Annotated in this window: 15 protein-coding genes; 9 read left to right on the forward strand and 6 right to left on the reverse strand. The window is 45.8% G+C overall.

Annotated features, from left to right (window positions below):
- Window positions 1–32: 32 nt before the first annotated feature.
- From dnaA to gyrB, 4 genes are all read left to right on the forward strand, one after another.
- Window positions 33–1,583: a chromosomal replication initiator protein DnaA gene (gene dnaA, locus C1X04_RS00005; protein ID WP_110576251.1), complete on the forward strand. Its 1,551-nt coding sequence runs from the start codon at window positions 33–35 to the stop codon at window positions 1,581–1,583.
- A 32-nt stretch (window positions 1,584–1,615) separates the two neighbouring features.
- The gene (dnaN, locus tag C1X04_RS00010; protein ID WP_110576253.1) at window positions 1,616–2,713 is read left to right on the forward strand and encodes a DNA polymerase III subunit beta; all 1,098 of its coding nucleotides are present in this window, start codon (window positions 1,616–1,618) and stop codon (window positions 2,711–2,713) included.
- Between the two features lie 98 nt (window positions 2,714–2,811).
- Window positions 2,812–3,918, forward strand: coding sequence for a DNA replication/repair protein RecF (gene recF, locus C1X04_RS00015; protein ID WP_110576255.1), 1,107 nt, complete (start codon window positions 2,812–2,814; stop codon window positions 3,916–3,918).
- Entirely contained in the window at window positions 3,919–6,342 is a 2,424-nt protein-coding gene (gyrB, locus tag C1X04_RS00020) for a DNA topoisomerase (ATP-hydrolyzing) subunit B (protein ID WP_110576257.1), read from the forward strand.
- Window positions 6,343–6,438: 96 nt separating this feature from the next.
- On the opposite strand, the gene C1X04_RS00025 is transcribed toward gyrB, so the two are convergent.
- A complete protein-coding gene (locus C1X04_RS00025; RefSeq protein WP_217494984.1) occupies window positions 6,439–7,338 on the reverse strand; it encodes a homocysteine S-methyltransferase family protein in 900 nt (299 codons plus the stop codon).
- A 280-nt stretch (window positions 7,339–7,618) separates the two neighbouring features.
- Between C1X04_RS00025 and C1X04_RS00030 the strand changes: the two genes are divergently transcribed.
- The 4 genes from C1X04_RS00030 to C1X04_RS00045 all read left to right on the forward strand — a co-directional run bounded on the left by C1X04_RS00030 (window position 7,619) and on the right by C1X04_RS00045 (window position 11,122).
- Complete coding sequence (locus C1X04_RS00030) at window positions 7,619–8,425, forward strand: transporter substrate-binding domain-containing protein (RefSeq protein ID WP_110576259.1); 807 nt, start codon at window positions 7,619–7,621, stop codon at window positions 8,423–8,425.
- A gap of 70 nt (window positions 8,426–8,495) precedes the next feature.
- A complete protein-coding gene (locus C1X04_RS00035) occupies window positions 8,496–9,443 on the forward strand; it encodes an amino acid ABC transporter permease (protein ID WP_110576261.1) in 948 nt (315 codons plus the stop codon).
- A 34-nt stretch (window positions 9,444–9,477) separates the two neighbouring features.
- Window positions 9,478–10,197 (forward strand): amino acid ABC transporter ATP-binding protein, encoded by a 720-nt coding sequence (locus C1X04_RS00040; protein WP_175404972.1) that lies wholly within the window; start codon window positions 9,478–9,480, stop codon window positions 10,195–10,197.
- A gap of 37 nt (window positions 10,198–10,234) precedes the next feature.
- A complete protein-coding gene (locus tag C1X04_RS00045; RefSeq protein WP_110576263.1) occupies window positions 10,235–11,122 on the forward strand; it encodes a LysR substrate-binding domain-containing protein in 888 nt (295 codons plus the stop codon).
- An 87-nt stretch (window positions 11,123–11,209) separates the two neighbouring features.
- On the opposite strand, the gene C1X04_RS00050 is transcribed toward C1X04_RS00045, so the two are convergent.
- Window positions 11,210–12,055, reverse strand: a complete 846-nt coding sequence (locus C1X04_RS00050; protein ID WP_137168828.1) for an SDR family oxidoreductase — start codon at window positions 12,053–12,055, stop codon at window positions 11,210–11,212.
- A gap of 84 nt (window positions 12,056–12,139) precedes the next feature.
- Here C1X04_RS00050 and C1X04_RS00055 point away from each other — a divergent pair, with 84 nt between their 5' ends.
- Entirely contained in the window at window positions 12,140–12,553 is a 414-nt protein-coding gene (locus tag C1X04_RS00055) for a helix-turn-helix domain-containing protein (RefSeq protein WP_110576267.1), read from the forward strand.
- Between the two features lie 153 nt (window positions 12,554–12,706).
- Here the strand turns inward: C1X04_RS00055 and C1X04_RS00060 are convergent, their stop codons facing one another.
- The 4 genes from C1X04_RS00060 to C1X04_RS00075 all read right to left on the reverse strand — a co-directional run bounded on the left by C1X04_RS00060 (window position 12,707) and on the right by C1X04_RS00075 (window position 18,347).
- Window positions 12,707–13,990, reverse strand: coding sequence for an FAD-binding oxidoreductase (locus C1X04_RS00060; protein ID WP_137168829.1), 1,284 nt, complete (start codon window positions 13,988–13,990; stop codon window positions 12,707–12,709).
- A gap of 118 nt (window positions 13,991–14,108) precedes the next feature.
- Window positions 14,109–15,599, reverse strand: coding sequence for an aldehyde dehydrogenase (locus tag C1X04_RS00065; RefSeq protein ID WP_137168830.1), 1,491 nt, complete (start codon window positions 15,597–15,599; stop codon window positions 14,109–14,111).
- Window positions 15,600–15,798: 199 nt separating this feature from the next.
- The gene (locus tag C1X04_RS00070; protein WP_254682295.1) at window positions 15,799–16,920 is read right to left on the reverse strand and encodes an extracellular solute-binding protein; all 1,122 of its coding nucleotides are present in this window, start codon (window positions 16,918–16,920) and stop codon (window positions 15,799–15,801) included.
- An 83-nt stretch (window positions 16,921–17,003) separates the two neighbouring features.
- On the reverse strand, window positions 17,004–18,347 hold the full coding sequence (locus C1X04_RS00075) for a glutamine synthetase family protein (protein WP_110576272.1): 1,344 nt from the start codon (window positions 18,345–18,347) through the stop codon (window positions 17,004–17,006).
- Window positions 18,348–18,508 lie beyond the last annotated feature (161 nt).

Consider the following 18,508-nt stretch of genomic DNA (forward strand, 5'->3'; position numbering starts at 1 on the left):
TGTCTGTCACTCAACCAGGGAGTACGTCTACAGTGTCTTTGGAGCATTGGAATCTTTGTCTGCAGCGCTTGCAGAGTGAGTTTTCCACATCTCAGTTCAACACTTGGATTCGTCCATTACAGGCTGAAATGATGCCTAATGGAGAATTGCGTCTGAGCGCACCAAACCGATTTGTGTTGGATTGGGTGAGTAACAAATATCAAACGCGCATAAAAGAGCTATTGTCTGAATTTGCAGGGGACGACCTTGCTCCTGCTTTAAAGTTGGAAGTTAAATCACAAAACTTCGCTCAAACGAATCAGATGTCGCCGCCACCGCCTCCAGTGTCAAGTGAGCCGACGGTAAGCCCTTTGAATAATGAAGTCGCACGAGAGTCCGGCTATCGTCCAGGATTTGGCTTAATGGATGAAGAAGATGGGCCACCACACGCCGATCTTGAATTTGAAGCACCATTAACTTTGTCTGGCACGGGCCTGCGTGGCGAACTTGAACCTTATGAACAGGGCCAATTGCCGTTAACGGCGCCCAAACGTAAAGTGCAAGTTGAAGGTGGTATTAACCACGGAGCGAACCTAAACAATTCTTTTACCTTTGATAACTTTATCGAGGGTAAATCGAACCAGCTGGCTCATGCCGCAGCCTTACAAGTCGCAGAAAATCCTGGCGGAGCTTACAACCCTCTATTTATATACGGTGGGGTTGGCCTAGGTAAAACTCACTTAATGCAAGCCGTCGGTACAGAGATGATGCGTCACAACCCGAATGCTAAGGTGGTTTACCTGCATTCTGAGCGTTTTGTTGCCGACATGGTAAAAGCCTTGCAGTTGAACGCGATTAACGACTTTAAACGTTATTATCGTTCTGTGGATGCTTTACTGATTGATGATATTCAGTTTTTTGCCGGCAAAGACAGAACGCAGGAAGAGTTTTTCCACACCTTTAATGCCTTATTAGAAGGTGGCCAGCAGATGATTTTGACCTGTGACCGCTACCCTAAAGAAATTCAAGGTTTGGAAGACCGTCTTAAGTCTCGATTTGGCTGGGGTTTAACGGTCGCCATCGAGCCACCGGAATTAGAAACTCGTGTGGCGATTTTGATGCGCAAAGCCGATGAAAGTGGCATTAAGTTATCCTACGATTCTGCTTTCTTTATTGCCCAGAAAATACGCTCTAACGTGCGTGAATTAGAAGGTGCACTAAAGCGTGTTATTGCCAACTCGCATTTTACTGGGCGTGCGATTACGCCTGATTTTGTGCGTGAGTCGTTAAAAGACCTTTTGGCCTTGCAAGATAAGCTAGTTAACATTGATAATATCCAGCGAATTGTCGCGGAATATTACAAAATTAAGATCAGTGATCTGTTGTCCAAACGTCGTAGTCGGTCAGTGGCTCGTCCTCGCCAAGTGGCGATGTCATTAGCCAAAGAATTGACCAACCACAGTTTGCCAGAAATTGGTGATGCGTTTGGTGGACGAGATCATACGACTGCATTGCATGCGATTCGTAAGATTAAAGAGCTGCAAGACACCGATTCGGATATCCGTGAAGACTATAAGCAATTGATGCGAATCCTGACCACCTGATGGTCTAAGACTTTGAGTTTACGAGGAAAATAATGAAATTTTCAGTCGTCCGCGAGACACTTCTTAAGCCACTTCAACTAGTGGCAGGCGTTGTAGAGCGCAAACAAACTATGCCTGTCTTGGCCAATGTATTGGTGGAAGTGAAAGACCAAGTATTAACACTGACTGGCTCTGACTTAGAAGTAGAGTTAGTTGGGCATGTGCCATTAGATGAGTGCGAAGAAGGCCGTATCACGGTACCTGCTCGTAAGCTAATGGACATTTGCAAAAGTTTACCAGACAGCGCAGTGATTGAATTTACTTTGGATGATCAAAAAGCGGTGATTCGCTCAGGTCGTTCACGCTTTAGTCTGTCTACCTTACCAGCAGATGAATTCCCGAATATCCAAGATATGCAAGGTGATTTGTCTGTGTCTATCGCACAAAACAGCGTACGTCGTTTGATCGATCGTACTGGTTTCGCTATGGCGAACCAAGACGTGCGTTATTACCTTAACGGCATGTTGTTAGAAGTGGCTGATGGCCAACTGCGCGTAGTAGCAACCGATGGACACCGTTTAGCGACTGCGGTTGAAGATGCCCAAGTAAGTGGCGATCTGACGCAAGTCATCGTGCCGCGCAAAGGGGTATTGGAACTAAACCGCTTACTAAACGATAGCGATGAAGTGGTTGAGCTAACTATAGGTACAAACCATATTCGTGCCAAAGTCGCGGATTATGTGTTCACTTCTAAGCTAGTTGATGGCAAATTCCCTGATTATCATCGCGTTATTCCACGTAACAATGAAAAAATCGTTATCGCTGACCGTTTGGAACTTCGTCAAGTTTTCCTACGTGCGTCGATTCTTTCTAACGAGAAATATCGTGGTGTGCGTTTGATTCTGTCTAATGGCATGTTGCAAGTGTTTGCCAATAACCCAGAGCAAGAAGAAGCCGAAGAATCCGTATTGGTGCAATACCAAGGCGACAATATGGAAGTGGGCTTCAACGTGGGTTATTTATTAGATGTATTGGGCGTTGTGGATTCTCAAGAAGTGCGATTGTCATTGAATGACTCTAACAGCAGTGCCTTGATCGAAGAAGCACAAAGCCACGCAGCACAATACGTTGTGATGCCGATGCGTCTATAATTATCTGCTAGATGAATAGACCTATCACCCACCAAGTGCTTGAGAAAATCCAATGCTTGGTGGGTTGTCTTCCCTCCCCCAATTAAGGTTTAAGAGTTATGCCGCTGGTGCGTTTGGACATCTCTCATGTTCGCAACCTTTCTAGTGTGCGCTTTGAACCTTCGCCCCAAGTGAATGTGATTGTTGGTAAAAATGGCAGTGGTAAAACCTCAGTCTTAGAGGCTATTCACCTTTTGTCGTTTGGTCGTTCCTTTCGTAGTCATAAGCACAAAACCTATATACAGCACGAAAACGAAGCCTGCATTGTCTTTGCCCAGCTGCACCAAGCACAAGGCAGCCCTATTCGTGTCGGTTTGCAGCGTTATCGTGATGGTCAAATTGATGTGCGTATACAAGGGCAACGTGCTCAGTCGGTTATTGAGCTGGCAGAGCGTCTTCCAGTACAGCTGATTAACCCCGATGCTTTCCGATTATTAGAAGGATCACCCAGCATTCGACGCCAATTTATCGACTGGGGAGCCTTTCATTTCGATAAAGATTTCATTCAAGCGTGGCGAGGCTGGCAAAAAGCATTAAAACAGCGGAATACCTTGCTCAGACGTGGTAAAATATCCAACAGTTTATTAGCGGCATTTGATCAGGAATTGATCCGGCTGGGCGAGCAAGTAAATCAATCTCGAAAAGACTATGTGGAAAAGCTAACACCACATTTTGAGAAGGTTTTAGCGCTCCTAACCACAGAGCTGTCAGTAAGTCTTCAGTTCTTCCAAGGCTGGGATGCACAGAAAGATTTAGCGATGGCGGTGGCTGCGGGGCGCGAGCGAGATATCGAGCTAGGTTATACACATACCGGCCCTCAGCGAGCGGATTTACGTGTAAAAACTGCAACGGGAGATGCGTTAGATACCTTGTCCCGTGGTCAGCAAAAGCTGGTGGTTTCTGCACTGAAGATTGCTCAAGGACAGTTATTGATCGATATGGGTCGCCCTCTGGTATTTTTAGTGGATGATTTACCAGCTGAGTTAGACGCCAACCACAGACAGAAACTTTGTCAGTTGTTGGAGTCATTAAACAGCCAAATTTTTATTACCAGTGTCGAGCCTGATACAACGGATTTTACTTGGGCCGATACAACCGACGTTCGTCAATTTGCTATGAGTAACGGCGAATTGTCTTTATTGAGCAAAGGTTTGCAGGAGAGTTAAATGAGTGAAAATAATTACGAAGCGTCCAGTATCAAGGTGCTCAAAGGGCTAGATGCCGTACGTAAACGCCCAGGAATGTATATCGGCGATACGGACGATGGCACAGGCTTGCACCACATGGTATTTGAAGTCGTGGATAACTCCATTGATGAAGCCCTTGCTGGTCACTGTGACACGATTACCGTCCTGATTCACCCTGATGAATCTATTTCTGTGTCGGATAACGGCCGTGGTATCCCTGTTGATATTCACGAAGAAGAAGGCGTTTCCGCTGCCGAAGTTATCATGACGGTACTGCATGCTGGTGGTAAGTTTGACGATAACTCATATAAAGTTTCTGGTGGTCTTCACGGTGTAGGTGTTTCGGTGGTAAACGCCCTATCTGAAGAACTAACCTTGACGATTCGCAAGAACGGTAAAGTCTACGAGCAACACTACAAACACGGCGTACCACAAGCTCCTCTTGCTATTGTTGGCGATTCTGATGGCAAGGGTACAACCGTTCACTTCAAACCGTCTGCAGATACCTTTAGTAACATCCTATTCTATTACGACATCTTGGCAAAACGTCTGCGTGAGTTGTCTTTCTTGAACTCTGGTGTTGCCATCAAATTAAAAGATGAGCGTTCTGGTAAAGAAGAATTCTTTAACTATGAAGGTGGTTTGCGTTCTTTTGTTGAGCATTTGAATACCAACAAAACGCCAATCAACGATATTTTTCACTTCATTTGCCAGCGTGAAGACCTTGAAGACGGCATTGCCGTTGAAGTGGCCTTGCAGTGGAACGAAGGCTTCCAAGAAAACATCTACTGTTACACCAACAACATTCCACAACGCGATGGTGGTACGCACCTTGCGGGTTTCCGTGGCGCTTTGACTCGTACTTTAAATAACTTCATTGAATCGGAAGGCTTGGCGAAGAAGCAAAAAGTGGCGACAACAGGTGATGACTGCCGTGAAGGCTTAACAGCTATTGTGTCGGTAAAAGTTCCAGATCCTAAGTTCTCTTCTCAGACCAAAGACAAGTTGGTTTCTTCTGAGGTGAAAACCGCCGTTGAGCAGGAAATGAGTAAGCGTTTTGCGGAATACCTGCTAGAAAAACCAAACGAAGCCAAAATCATCGTTAATAAAATGATTGATGCGGCTCGTGCTCGTGAAGCTGCACGTCGTGCCCGTGATATGACTCGCCGTAAAGGCGCGCTAGACATCGCAGGCTTGCCTGGTAAATTGGCCGACTGTCAGGAAAAAGACCCAGCGCTTTCTGAAATCTACCTAGTGGAGGGTGACTCTGCGGGTGGTTCTGCAAAACAAGGTCGAGATCGTCGTACGCAAGCGATTTTGCCTCTTAAAGGTAAAATCTTGAACGTTGAGAAAGCCCGTTTTGACAAGATGCTCGCGTCTGTTGAAGTAGGCACTCTGATTACCGCATTGGGTTGTGGCATCGGCCGTGACGAATTCAACGCAGACAAATTGCGTTACCACAGCATCGTTATCATGACCGATGCCGACGTCGATGGATCGCACATTCGTACCCTGCTGTTGACTTTCTTTTTCCGTCAAATGCCAGAAATCATCGAACGTGGTCATATCTTTATTGCCCAGCCACCGCTGTTCAAAATCAAACGTGGTAAGCAAGAGCAGTACATCAAAGACGAAGCGGCTCTGGATCAGCACTTGATCGAAGTGGCTTTAGATGGAGCTCATATGCACGTCAACGAAGACGCGCCAGGCATTCAAGGCGAGCACTTGGCGAAACTGATGCGTGACTACATTCACATTGAAGCCGATGTAGAGCGTTTGTCTCGTGTGTACCCAAGAGATGTAATGGGTAAACTTCTGTATTGTAAAGCACTAACACAAGAAGATTTAACCAATGAAACAACGGTCATGGAATGGGTCGAAGCCATCCGTAGCCAAATGCCACAAGACGCTCGTACCGGTTTCCGTTTTGATTTCTCTGTAGAGAAAGACGATGAACGTAATATCTACCTACCCGTGGTGGATATCATGTCTCATGGTGTATCAAACCGTTACCGCTTTGAAGGTACTTTCTTCAGCTCGCCGGAATACAAGCGTATCGTGGCTATGTCTGAAACCGTTGCTGAATTGTTCGGTGAAGAGTCTTACATCCAACGTGGCGAACGCCGTGAAACAGTAAAAACCATCAGCGACATGAAAGCTTGGTTGATGAAAGAAGCTTCTCGCGGCATGACGGTACAGCGCTATAAAGGTCTGGGTGAGATGAACCCAGAGCAACTATGGGAAACCACTATGGACCCTGATGCTCGTCGCATGCTTCGCGTTACCATTGACGACGCTGTTGCTGCAGACCAAATGTTTACCACCTTGATGGGTGACGAAGTAGAGCCGCGTCGTAACTTCATCCAAGACAACGCCTTGAATGTAGCTAACCTAGACGTTTAAGTGTTTGCTCTATAGAACAAAAAGCCCCAGTTTCGAATGAAGCTGGGGCTTTTTAGTTTCTAGGGGTTAGCGAGGGTGTCGCTTGCCCTTTGTCTCTTAAAGGTGTTCAGACAACGCTTTGATGTGTTCTGGTCCAATACCGCAGCAACCGCCAATCAAGGTGGCACCCTGCTCTTTCCAACGTTGTGCCCATACCAGATAAGAATCAGGTGATAAGTCTTTTCGCAGTTCGTCTAAGCCATCATTTGCTGTCGCATTTTTAGGCTGAGGAGGAAAGGCATTGGCGTATGCGCCTAGTTGTATCTGGTCGTTTATTTTGGACAGTACGTCTTTTGAGATTTGGATTGCGTCGGCAATAATTTCAGGCTGACAGCAGTTAAATAGAATGCCATTCACACCGGCTTTGGCCATGGCGGCAACGGCTTCTTTCACGGTTTCGCCTGATCGTAAGCGTGGCTGATCCGTTACTTCTGCGTCTTCAAGGGTGAAAGAGACCCAGTAAGGTTTGTGTTGACCGTCGATCTCATCGACTAGGGCTTTTATTTGTAGGGTTTCCGCGAGCAAACTTTGTGTTTCGTTTAGCCATAAATCGACTCGTGGGGCTAATGCTTCGATGATTGGACGAGCAATTTGCTCGGCTCGATCGGCTTCATATAAATCCGCGCGGTAGGAACCAAATAAAGGAGCCAAAGAGCCTGCCACTTTCACGTCTTGGTTCGCTTCTTCTGCGGCTTCACGAGCAACGCGAGCAGATTCAATGACCAACTCTGTTACGCGTTGCTGAAAAACCTCTTCGCCAATGTGGAAAGGCACTAATGCGTAGCTGTTGGTGGTAATAACGCGAGAACCAGCTGCAATAAAGGCTTTATGCACTTCTTTAACAGTGTCAGGTGCTTCCATCATGGCCAAAGCAGACCATTCTGGTTGTTTAAAGGGAGCGCCGCGACGCTCTAATTCGCGACCCATGCCGCCATCTAGAATAGTGATTGATTGCATTACTGTCCCCAGTTTTATTAATACTGGGCATTTTAACCATGAGTTCTACAGATAGAAATTAGTTTGATTATAAATTTTGGGTCAATTTCAGCTTTTTATGTCTATAATAGTCGTAACCATTAGAAAACTCCCTCTATCCATTAAAAAACCTTGGTCTTAGGGGCGGATTCAATGGTTATTCTTACCATCCCATTTCCGCTATATTGTCCGCCAAATACCCCATAAAAAGTCGAGATTCATGCGTTTTATTGCGTCTTGGATGAACAACGAGAGGAATGATATGAAAGTAGGTCTTAAAAAAGCTCTGTCCGGTTTGGCATTGGTTGGTGCTTTGTTCTCTGCTCATAGTTACGCTGCCGATTCTGCTATTGATAACATTTTGACCAGTGGCGAACTGAAAGTGTGTTTTGAGGCGGGTTATATTCCTTTCGAAATGAAGACCAAAGATGGCCGTTTTATTGGCTTTGATATCGATCTTGCGAAGCATATGGCACGTTCCATGGATGTGAAGTTCGTTCCTGTTAATACGGCTTGGGACGGTATCATTCCTGCGCTACAGACGGGAAAATGCGACATTATTATTGGTGGTATGGCGATTACACCGCAGCGTAACTTGAAAGTTATGTTTGCTGATACTTACATCGAAATTGGTCAAACGGTGCTGATTAAGCCTGATTTACAAGGCAAAGTAACGTCGTACCGTGATTTGAACGATGAGAAGTACACCTTGTCATCTCAAATTGGCACCACAGGCGCACAAGCTGCGAAAAAATACTTTCCGAAAGCCACTTTGAACCTGTTTGAAACGTCTGCCGATGCGGTACTTCAAGTAGCAAATGGTAAAGCGGATGGGTTTGTTTATGACTTACCATATAATGCGCTTTACGCTTCTCAGCACAAAGGCAAAGTCGTTCACTTGGATCAGTCATTCACTTATGAACCACTAGGTTGGGCGATTCGCCAAAATGATCCGAACTTTCTTAACTTCTTAAATAACTATCTTGTGCAGATCAAAAAAGACGGTTCTTATGACCGTATTTATGACAAGTGGTTTAAATCGGATGCTTGGGTCGATAGCATTCAGTAATAATTGACGTTAATTACCGCGTTTCAAAGAGTCTATATATTATAGGCTCTTTTTATATTTAAGAGAGCTCATGCAAACACAATCTTCACGTTGGCTTGGACACGGTTTATACCTAGTGATCATGGCGATATTGGTTTCTGGCGTCTACTTTGCTGGTCAGAAAATCAATTACTCCTGGCATTGGGAACGCTTGTGGCCCTACATCATAAACACCGAATCCCAAGACATTGTGGCGATCACGGATGGCACTGCTGTGGTAGATAAAGCGGGCCGTTTGTCTGTTCTGCCTGATTATGGCGATGACCCTCAGTTAGTTAAAGTTTACGATACCCTAGTGGCTCGAGATGGGGATTTAATATTCCAAGGCGACACCATTGCTCGTATTGAGGGTTGGCGTTTTGGGCCAATCGCTGAGGGTTTGTGGGTGACCATTAAAATCTCGTTTATCTCGCTGATCTTTGCCGTTTTATTAGGGGTTATGTTTGGCTTGATGCGCGTGGCCCATGGTCAAGTATGGCGAAATTTGGCGATGACTTATGTGGAAGTGATCCGTGGTACGCCTCTGCTTGTACAGATATTCATCGTGTATTTCTTTGTTGGTACCGTGTTTGACTTAGATCGTTTCACATCCGGTGTGGCGGCATTGTCTATTTTTACTGGCGCGTATGTTGCCGAGATAGTAAGAGCGGGAATTCAGTCGGTTTCGGCAGGACAAATGGAAGCGGCGCGCTCTCTTGGAATGAATTATGTGCAAGCCATGGCGTACGTCATCATGCCACAGGCAATTAAACGCACCTTACCACCGCTTGCTGGGCAATTTATTAATTTGATTAAAGACTCTTCATTGGTATCGGTTATTTCTATTACTGATTTAACCAAGGCTGGTCGTGAAGTGGTCAGTGGCAGCTTTGCCCCATTTGAAGTTTGGTTTACGGTCGCCGTTTTGTATTTGGTGGTCACTGGGGGCTTATCTTTGCTTATTCAGTGTTTAGAAAAGAGGTTATCAGTCAGTGATTGATCCAGTGAAAGAGCAATCTAGCCAGCCAGCACTTATTCAAGCGCATAAGGTAAACAAGGTTTTCCCTAATGGTTGTCATGCTCTCAAAGACGTTTCCTTAGATGTTCAACCAGGTGAAGTGGTGGTTATTATTGGGCCTAGCGGTTCGGGAAAGTCGACCTTCTTACGTACCCTGAATCAATTGGAAAGCATCACATCTGGCCGTATTTTGTTAGATCAAGTGGATCTGACTGATAAGCGCACCAATATCAATAAGGTACGTGAAGAAGTGGGTATGGTGTTCCAAGCGTTTAACTTGTTCCCCCATAAAACCGCACTAGGCAATGTTATGTTGGCACCCATGAAAGTGCTGAAACAAACTAAGGCAGAAGCACGAAAAACGGCCACGGATTTGCTTAATCGAGTTGGTCTGGCGGATCGAATGGGCAATTACCCAACCCGATTGTCTGGCGGCCAGCAACAGCGAGTCGCCATTGCCCGTTCGCTAGCAATGAAACCTAAGGTGCTTTTGTTTGATGAACCGACCAGTGCGCTTGACCCTGAAATGGTTGGAGAAGTCTTGGATGTGATGAAAGAACTCGCGCGCGAAGGTATGACCATGGTGGTTGTAACGCATGAAATGGGCTTTGCCCGTGAAGTGGCTGATCGCGTTGTATTCATGGAAGAAGGAGAGCTTGTTTTAGAAGAATCTCCAGAGCGTTTCTTTCATTCTGATCATCCACGCTTGCAACGCTTTTTAGGTCAGGTACTCTAACGCTTCGTCTTTCTTTGCGCGATGGTTAAAGTACCGAATGAACCAAAAGTCACTTCCACCGTTAAATTGGTTAAGAACCTTTGAGGTTTCTGCGCGCAGCCTGAACTTTACTAAGGCCGCACAAGAGCTGCACTTAACCCAAGGGGCTGTTAGCCAACAAATACGCTTGCTCGAAGGTCATCTAGGTGTGTCCTTATTTACTCGCTTGCCTCGAGGATTAGCGCTCACCGATGAAGGGATGTCTTATCTTCCTGTGGTGCAGGATTCCATCTCACGCCTAGCGGCTGCAACCAATGAGTTGTTTAATCAAGACCAGCGAACCCCAGTCAAAATACGTGGCAGCTTGTCTTTTTTTGTCCATTGGCTAGCACCAAGATTAACGGAATTCCATCGTCTGTACCCTAATATTGATATTCGATACATCAGTTCCCTGTGGGTGAAAGACACTGAAGCCGATGATGATTTTGAAATTCGCTGGGGGAATGGGCAATGGCCGGGTTATGTTTCTCAGCGCTTAAGTTGGGACAGTCTATTTCCAGTCTGTTCACCTGAGTTGTTGGAGCGCTTACCGCTGAATGCCACAACAGATCTTGCTGACCATACTTTACTGCATGTATTGGGTTACGAGGAAGGTTGGGGGTATTGGTTGTCTATGGTTAATGAAGCGGAAGTGGATCCATCCAGAGGAATGCAAGTGGATACCCTATTGGCGTCGTTGCGTTTAGCTGAGCTTGGTATTGGTGTGGCGTTGGCGAGGTCCTCCATGGTGGAAGATATGTTGGCAGATGGTCGGTTGGTAGAACCTTTTAACCTGCGTATTCCTGCAAGTGAATCCTTTTATCTGGTACGCAAATCGGGTCCAGAAATTTCGGTTGAAGCTATGCAATTTTTTGAATGGTTAGAGCGTCAAGCGCGTCTTTCCTAACAAAGCCCTACTTTTGCTCATATTTTCATAAAACGTTTATGACAGACTAAGGCGGATAAGTTTGCCTTAGTCTGTCACTGCGTCAATTTACAACGCGGCTTTAATACTGTCTTCAATGGATGTCGTTGGGCGTCCAATCAAGGTAGATAATGCTTTGCTGTCACTGAACAAACCGCCCTTAGCTGCGCCAGCTTCTGAATCCGCAAGAACAGCTGCGAACCCTTCAGGTAGGCCTACGCCAACTAGAATCTTGGTGTATTCGGCTTCTGGAACGTTTTGGTAGGAGACTGTTTTGCCCGTTACTTTGCTAATGGCCTCTGCGTACTCGCTTAGGGTGAAGGCATTGTCGCCAGCAAGCTCATAGACTTTGCCTGCCTGACCGTCTTGAAGCAGCACTGTTGCCGCGGCCTCTGCGTAATCGGCACGTGTTGCAGTTGACAGTTTACCGTCACCTGCACAGCCCACCACTCCATGTTCCAATGCCGCTGCCACACTCATCGTGTAGTTTTCTGAATACCAGCCATTGCGAAGTAGCACGTAAGGTACGCCTGATTCCGCCAACAGATTTTCGGTCGCCACATGCTCTTGTGCAAGTAACAGAGGCGAGGTGTCGGCTTTTAGAATACTGGTGTATGCGATCAGAGAAACATTCGCTTGTTTAGCGGCATTGATAACATTTTGGTGCTGCGCAACACGCTGGCCTACTTCACTTGAAGAAATAAGCAGTACTTTGTCAACGCCTTGCATGGCACTAGCAAGAGAATCTGGATCGGTATAATCCGCTTGGCGCACGTTTACGCCTTTCTCTGCTAACTCTTTTACACTGTCTGGATTACGCACTGCAGCGATAACCTTGCTTGCTGCGGTTTTTTCTAACAAGGAATCAATCACAAGACGGCCAAGTTGACCGGATGCGCCAGTAACTAAAATCATACTATTCTCCTTTGAGTTTTTAAGTTGATAGAAGTAGAATATATTACTAACAAACTTTTGGTAAGTACCTACAAAAAGGTAAGTATGAAAAATAATCTACAAGACTCTCAGAATGGGTTGTCGCACTTATTTGAAAAAGGCGATGTGTTTTCAGACAAATGCCCTTCTCGCGATATTTTGAAACACGTGACGAGCCGCTGGGGCGTTTTGGTACTGTTTGCTTTAAAAGATGGTCAAACACATCGTTTTAGTGAACTGCGTCGTAAGATCCTCGGGGTGAGTGAAAAGATGCTTGCGCAAACGCTTCAAGCCTTGGAAACAGATGGCTTTGTACTACGAATTTCTTATCCTGTGGTGCCGCCTCATGTGGAATATAGTTTGACGGAATTAGGCGTAGAGGTGGCTGCTCGAGTCGCCAGTTTAGCGGATTGGATTGAGGATAATATTACGGATATTTTGTCGGCTCAGTCTCAAAAAGCAGACGACCTAAGTAATTAAATAATATTATTTATCAAAGCTCTAGAGTTAGAGTGAATACTCACTAACATTTTATTGCATGAGATCACTCATTTTTACATATCGCTTAGAGCCAATAATAAAAAAGCCGCTTTAAAGCGGCTTAGCGAATGGATTCATAAAGCCCAATAAAGACTAAATCCCCAGCTTATCGCGCATGTTGTAGTAAACCGCACCCACTGCTGTATAAGGTACGCGTAATAAACGACCGCCGGGGAATTGATATTGCGGCATGCTGGCAAAAACATCAAAGCGCTCCATTTCACCGTCGATAGCATCGGATAAGATCTCTCCCATCAAATGTGAATTGGTCACGCCATGTCCTGAATAACCTTGTGCGTAATAGAGATTATCGCCAATTTTACCGACTTGTGGCATACGCATCATGGTAAGAAGAAAGTTACCTGTCCATGCGAAATCGATTTTTGCGTCTTTAAGCATTGGGTAGGTTTTCAGCATTTTTGGCACTATGATGGACTCAATTTTGCCTGGATCACGGGCGCCATAGGTCGTTCCGCCACCATAGATGAGTCGACCATCGCCTGATAAACGGTAGTAATCCAATAAATAGTTACAGTCTTCCACACAGTGATCTGTTGGTAACAATTGTTTTTGGATTTCTTCCGGCAACGGCTCCGTTGCGATGACCTGAGTTCCGCATGGCATGGCCTTCTTCTCTACTTCTGGCAATAAGCCAAACATATAGGCGTTGCCGGCAACAACAATCTTATCCGCAATGACGCTACCTTGTTTGGTCACTACCTTGCCTAGCTTACCTTGCTCTAAGCGAATGACTTCGGAGTCTTCAAAAATTTGTCCACCAAGTGCTTCAAATGCTTTGGCTTGGCCAAGCACTAGGTTTAATGGCTGAATATGCCCGCCCTTCTTGTCCAGCAAACCGCCTGCGTAACGATCCGAGCCGATGTGGTCTTGGATAGAGGATGCCGTTAGTAATTCCAGCTCATTGTGGCCATGAGCTTCCCACAATGCTTTTTTGGCTTTCAGTTCTTCGAACTGTTTTTTGTTGCATGCTGCAAAGAGGTTACCGTGTTTTAGGTCACACTCTATGTTGTACTTTTCAATGCGGTGACGAATCAACTCAGAACCTGCAAACGCCATTTTTGCCATTTTCTGGCCGATATTGTCGCCATAATTCTTGAAGATGTAGTCAATATCGCGGTTAAAGCTGTTTACGATCTGACCGCCATTGCGACCAGAAGCGCCAAAGCCGATGCGCGACCCTTCAACGACAATAACGCGCTTTCCTTTTTCTGCCAGACTCAGAGCGGTCGATATGCCTGTAAACCCAGCACCAACGACACAGACATCACAACGATGCTCACCCGTTAACTGTGGGCGAATGGCTTTATCATTTGCGGAGGCCGCGTAGTATGAGTTTGCATGAGTAGGTGATGACATAGAGAACCTCTCCTATAGCGTGTAGACATTATGATCCAGCGTCTGCACATAAGTAAAAAAGCGGGGCTATTAACGCCCCTCTGTTAATCTAACGGTTATTGCCTATCCAAGGATGAGTTTATTTCAGGCTAATCCAGGTGTTTTTAAGTTCCGTGTATTTCTCTAGTGCGTGCCAAGATTTATCGCGACCATTTCCAGACGCTTTAACGCCACCAAATGGTACCGTGGTATCGCCATCACCCCATGTATTTACCCACACCATGCCCGATTCTAATTGACGGCTGACACGGTGAGCACGCCCCAAATCATTGGTCCAAATGGAAGCCCCTAAGCCGTATTTTGAATCGTTTGCCAATTCAATGGCTTCGGCTTCAGTATCGAACGTCATAACGGCTAATACAGGACCGAAAATCTCTTCTTTAACGAAATTCATCGTGTGGTTAGCATCCGTAAAAATGGTCGGTTTTGCATAGAAACCTTGGCCTTCTTGATAATCTGGAAGGCCACCTAACGCCAATTTTGCGCCGTCAGCAATGGCACTTTCGATAAAGCCAGTCACGGTATCAAGCTGTGCTTTGTCGACCATTGGGCCCATTTTTGTGGCTGGGTCTAACGGATCTCCTGGCACGTAAGTTTTCGCTGCTGCAAGCAGTTCGACCATGAAGGCGTCTTTAATGCTGCTGTGAACATACAAGCGAGAGCAGGCAATGCACACTTCACCTTGGTTGGTGAAGATGGCTGTTGCAGCACCTTTGGCTGCGGCTTGAATGTCTTTGCAGTCTTCAAAGACGATACAAGGTGATTTACCGCCCGCTTCTAGCCAAACACGCTTCATATTCGATTGCCCCGCGTATTGCATTAACAGGCCTGCAACGCGGCTAGAGCCTGTAAACGCCAAGGTGCCGATATCATGGTGCAGCGCAAGGGCTTTCCCAGCGGTGTGACCAAAACCCGGGAGGACGTTGAATACGCCATCTGGAACCCCTGCTTGTGTCGCCAATTCGGCAATTCTGAGCGCGCTTAAAGGCGATTTCTCAGACGGCTTTAGAATGATGCTGTTGCCTGCCGCCAGCGCCGGCGCAATTTTCCACATCACCATCATTAATGGGTAATTCCACGGTGTGATGATGGCGACAACACCAAGAGGTTCGCGGCTAATGAGCGCCAGATTATCTGGATTTGTTGGTGCGATTTCACCGTACAATTTATCAATGCACTCCGCTGACCAACGTAAGCAGTCGATTGAATCTGGTACATCGATACCGACCATTTCTGAAATAGACTTACCCATATCCAAAGTATCGATTAAGGCCAGTTCATCTTGGTGTTCTTCTAGCAAATCCGCCCATTTTTGTAGAATACGCTTGCGCTTGTTTGGTGCCATGTTTGACCAAACACCGCTTTTAAACGCGGCGTTGGCCGCGGCGGTCGCCAGATTCACATCGGCTTCATCACAACTCGCTACTTTTGCTAACAAGGACTCGTCCGTTGGATTAATACAATCGAACGTGTCACCGCTTTGTGCTGGTGTAAAAACACCATTGATGTAGGCGTCGGAATGCAGGCTAATTGTGTTACGAAGTGCTTGCCATTCTTGGTAAGTTTTCATACGTAATTCCTTTCTCTGGCGTCTATCAAAAACGCTAAATGAGTTGCTATGAATCTAAACTAACTGAGCAGCGCCCTTTCTGACCATATCCCCGTGGGGGTATATCGTCATTTTCCTCTTGTCTTAGAAGTACAAAAAATGCCTAGCGGCGCATTGCTAGGCATTTTTTGGTGTTTACGTTGGAATGAAAGACGGATGTTTAGCGTCCGGTTTTAATGTCCGTCCATAAACGTACCATCAAACGTTCGATTCTCAAGCCTCGCACCTTTTGCGCAAAGAGTTTCTTTTTCACTTCGTTGCTTGGGTAAATGCCTTCATTACTCGAAATATCTGGGTCTTGCAGATCCATCGCGTCTAGATTTGGGTTTGCGTACGCAACGTAGTTTGAAATGTCGGCAATGACTTCTGGTTGTAATAAGAAGTTAATGAACTTGTACGCCGCCTCTTTATTTTCAGCCTCTTTCGGTATAGCAAGCATGTCAAACCAGATTTGCGTACCCTCTTTAGGGATGCTGTATTCGATGTTCACCCCGTTATCGGCTTCAATAGCACGATCTTGGGCTTGAATAACATCCCCAGACCAGCCAATGGCAACGCAAATATCACCGTTAGCCAATGCACTGATGTACTGGGAAGAATGGAATTGCGTCACATAAGGACGTACATTCTTCAGCAATTGTACGGCGTCACTGTCTAACGCATAGTCTTGCGGATTACGGCTATTGGGGTTTTTACCCAAATAATTTAATGTTAGTGGGTACAGTTCGTCTGGTGAATCTAAAAACATAACACCACACTGTTGTAGCTTTGCCATGTTGTCTGGATTAAAGACCAGATCCCAGCTATTTACTGGCGCATCTTCACCTAAGACTTCTTTGACCTTATCGACGTTATAGCCGATGCCCGTGGTTCCCCATAAGTAAGGCACACCGTATTGGTTGCCGGGGTCAACGGCTTCAAGAAAGGACAATAGTTCAGGGTCGAGGTGTTTTAGGTTGGGCAATTTGGCTTTGTCCAGTTTGCTAAACACGCCTGCTTGTATTTGACGCCCCATGAAAGACGCAGTAGGCACCACCAAATCATAACCAGAATTACCCGCCAGCAGTTTTGCCTCTAGTACTTCGTTACTGTCAAATACGTCTTGAATGACTTGAATACCGGTTTCTGTTTCAAATCGTTCAACGGTGTCTTCGGCCATGTAATCTGACCAGTTGAAAAATTTTAACGTGTCAGCATAAACGGACGTTGCCGATGTGCCTAACGCACAGACCATACCTGCAATAGGTAATAATTGACGCATTTTATGGTTTTTTTGTGTCATGATTTGGTTCCTTAGTGATATCGATACTGACATTACGCAAGGCTTTTTTATCCTTGTCGCGATGCTTAGCGGATTAAAAATAATTACACATTCAACAATAGATGCTCCCGTTCCCAAGAGCTAATAACTCGGTTAAAGGTTTCGAACTCGCTGCGTTTGACACCCATATAAGCTGTGACAAAGTCATTGCCTAAGATGTCGCATAATGGTTCACATTCTTCTAATAGACGTAGGCCTTCTTCTAGTGTTCTCGCAATTTCCACTTCGGGATAATCGGATGGCGGCTCATTATTTTTGACCGGGTCGGTTGGTTGTAGCTTTTGCTTCATGCCTAAATAACCGCACGCCAAGGTGGCAGCAATGGCAAGATACGGGTTGGAGTCTGCGCCAGGGAAACGGTTTTCGATGCGCGTTGCTTGTGGTGGTGCAAATGGAATGCGTAGTCCTGCTGTGCGGTTATCAAACCCCCAGTTCATATTAATGGGCGCGGCCATTTCTGGTGAAAAACGTCGGTATGAGTTAACGTTTGGCGCGAAGAAAGAAATCGCATTTGGCGTGTATTTCTGCAAACCGCCTAAATAATGGTAGAACAATTCGCTTGGTTTACCGTTGTCATCAAAGACATTTTGACCTGTTTTCGCATCGACCAAACTCTGGTGAATATGCATCGAACTGCCAGGCTCGTCTTTCATCGGTTTTGCCATGAAAGTGGCATACACACCATGTTTTAGTGCGGCTTCTCGTAAAGTGCGTTTGAACACAAACACTTGGTCGGCTAAGTCCAGTGGATCTCCATGAATAAAGTTAATTTCCATTTGCGCGGCGCCGGATTCATGAATCAAGGTGTCTACGTCCAAGCCTTGAGCTTCACAATAGCTGTACAGAGTATCAATGATGGTGTTGAACTCGTTTACCGCATCAATGCTGTATGAGCGGCGCGATGTTTCACGTTTGCCAGAACGCCCTGCTGCCGGTTTTAGTTCATAATCTGGGTCTGTATTAGGTTGGATCAGATAAAACTCGACTTCTGGCGCGATGACGGGTTTTAAGCCTTCGGCTTCATAGAGTGACAAAATATGACGCAAGATTGTACGGCTTGCCAATGGGTGAAGCTTGCCGTCGGTGGTATAACAGTCATTGATGACTTGAGCAGTGGGTTCGTCGGCCCATGGCACCATGCGTATGGTGTTTGGGTCTGGCTTCAACACCATGTCGCGGTCGCTGGCGTCGACAATATCGTAGTGATTGTCAGCCCAATCCCCCGTCACACTTTGCACCAAAACGGTTTCAGGGATGCGCCCTGTCTTCTCCGCAAGGAACTTGAATGTTGGGTAAAACTTACCTCGCGCATTCCCTGTCATATCAGCTAATGTTGACTCGACTTCAGTAATTGCATGCTCTTTTAAAAAAGCTTCAAACTCTGTCATAACTCACCTTAAGTTGGCTGCTTAACGAACGTTTTTAAGCCGTAACGTTTTTTTACTGGCTCTTGCTATTGGGGTACTCTTTCTCACAACCCGAATAATACTTCGGTTTAAACATTATTTTACTTTGATCATTAAATCAACACCTGGTCAAAAAATAAGTT

Origin of the sequence: Marinomonas sp. FW-1, assembly GCF_005222245.1 — a bacterium.
Taxonomy (GTDB): Bacteria; Pseudomonadota; Gammaproteobacteria; order Pseudomonadales; family Marinomonadaceae; genus Marinomonas; species Marinomonas alcarazii.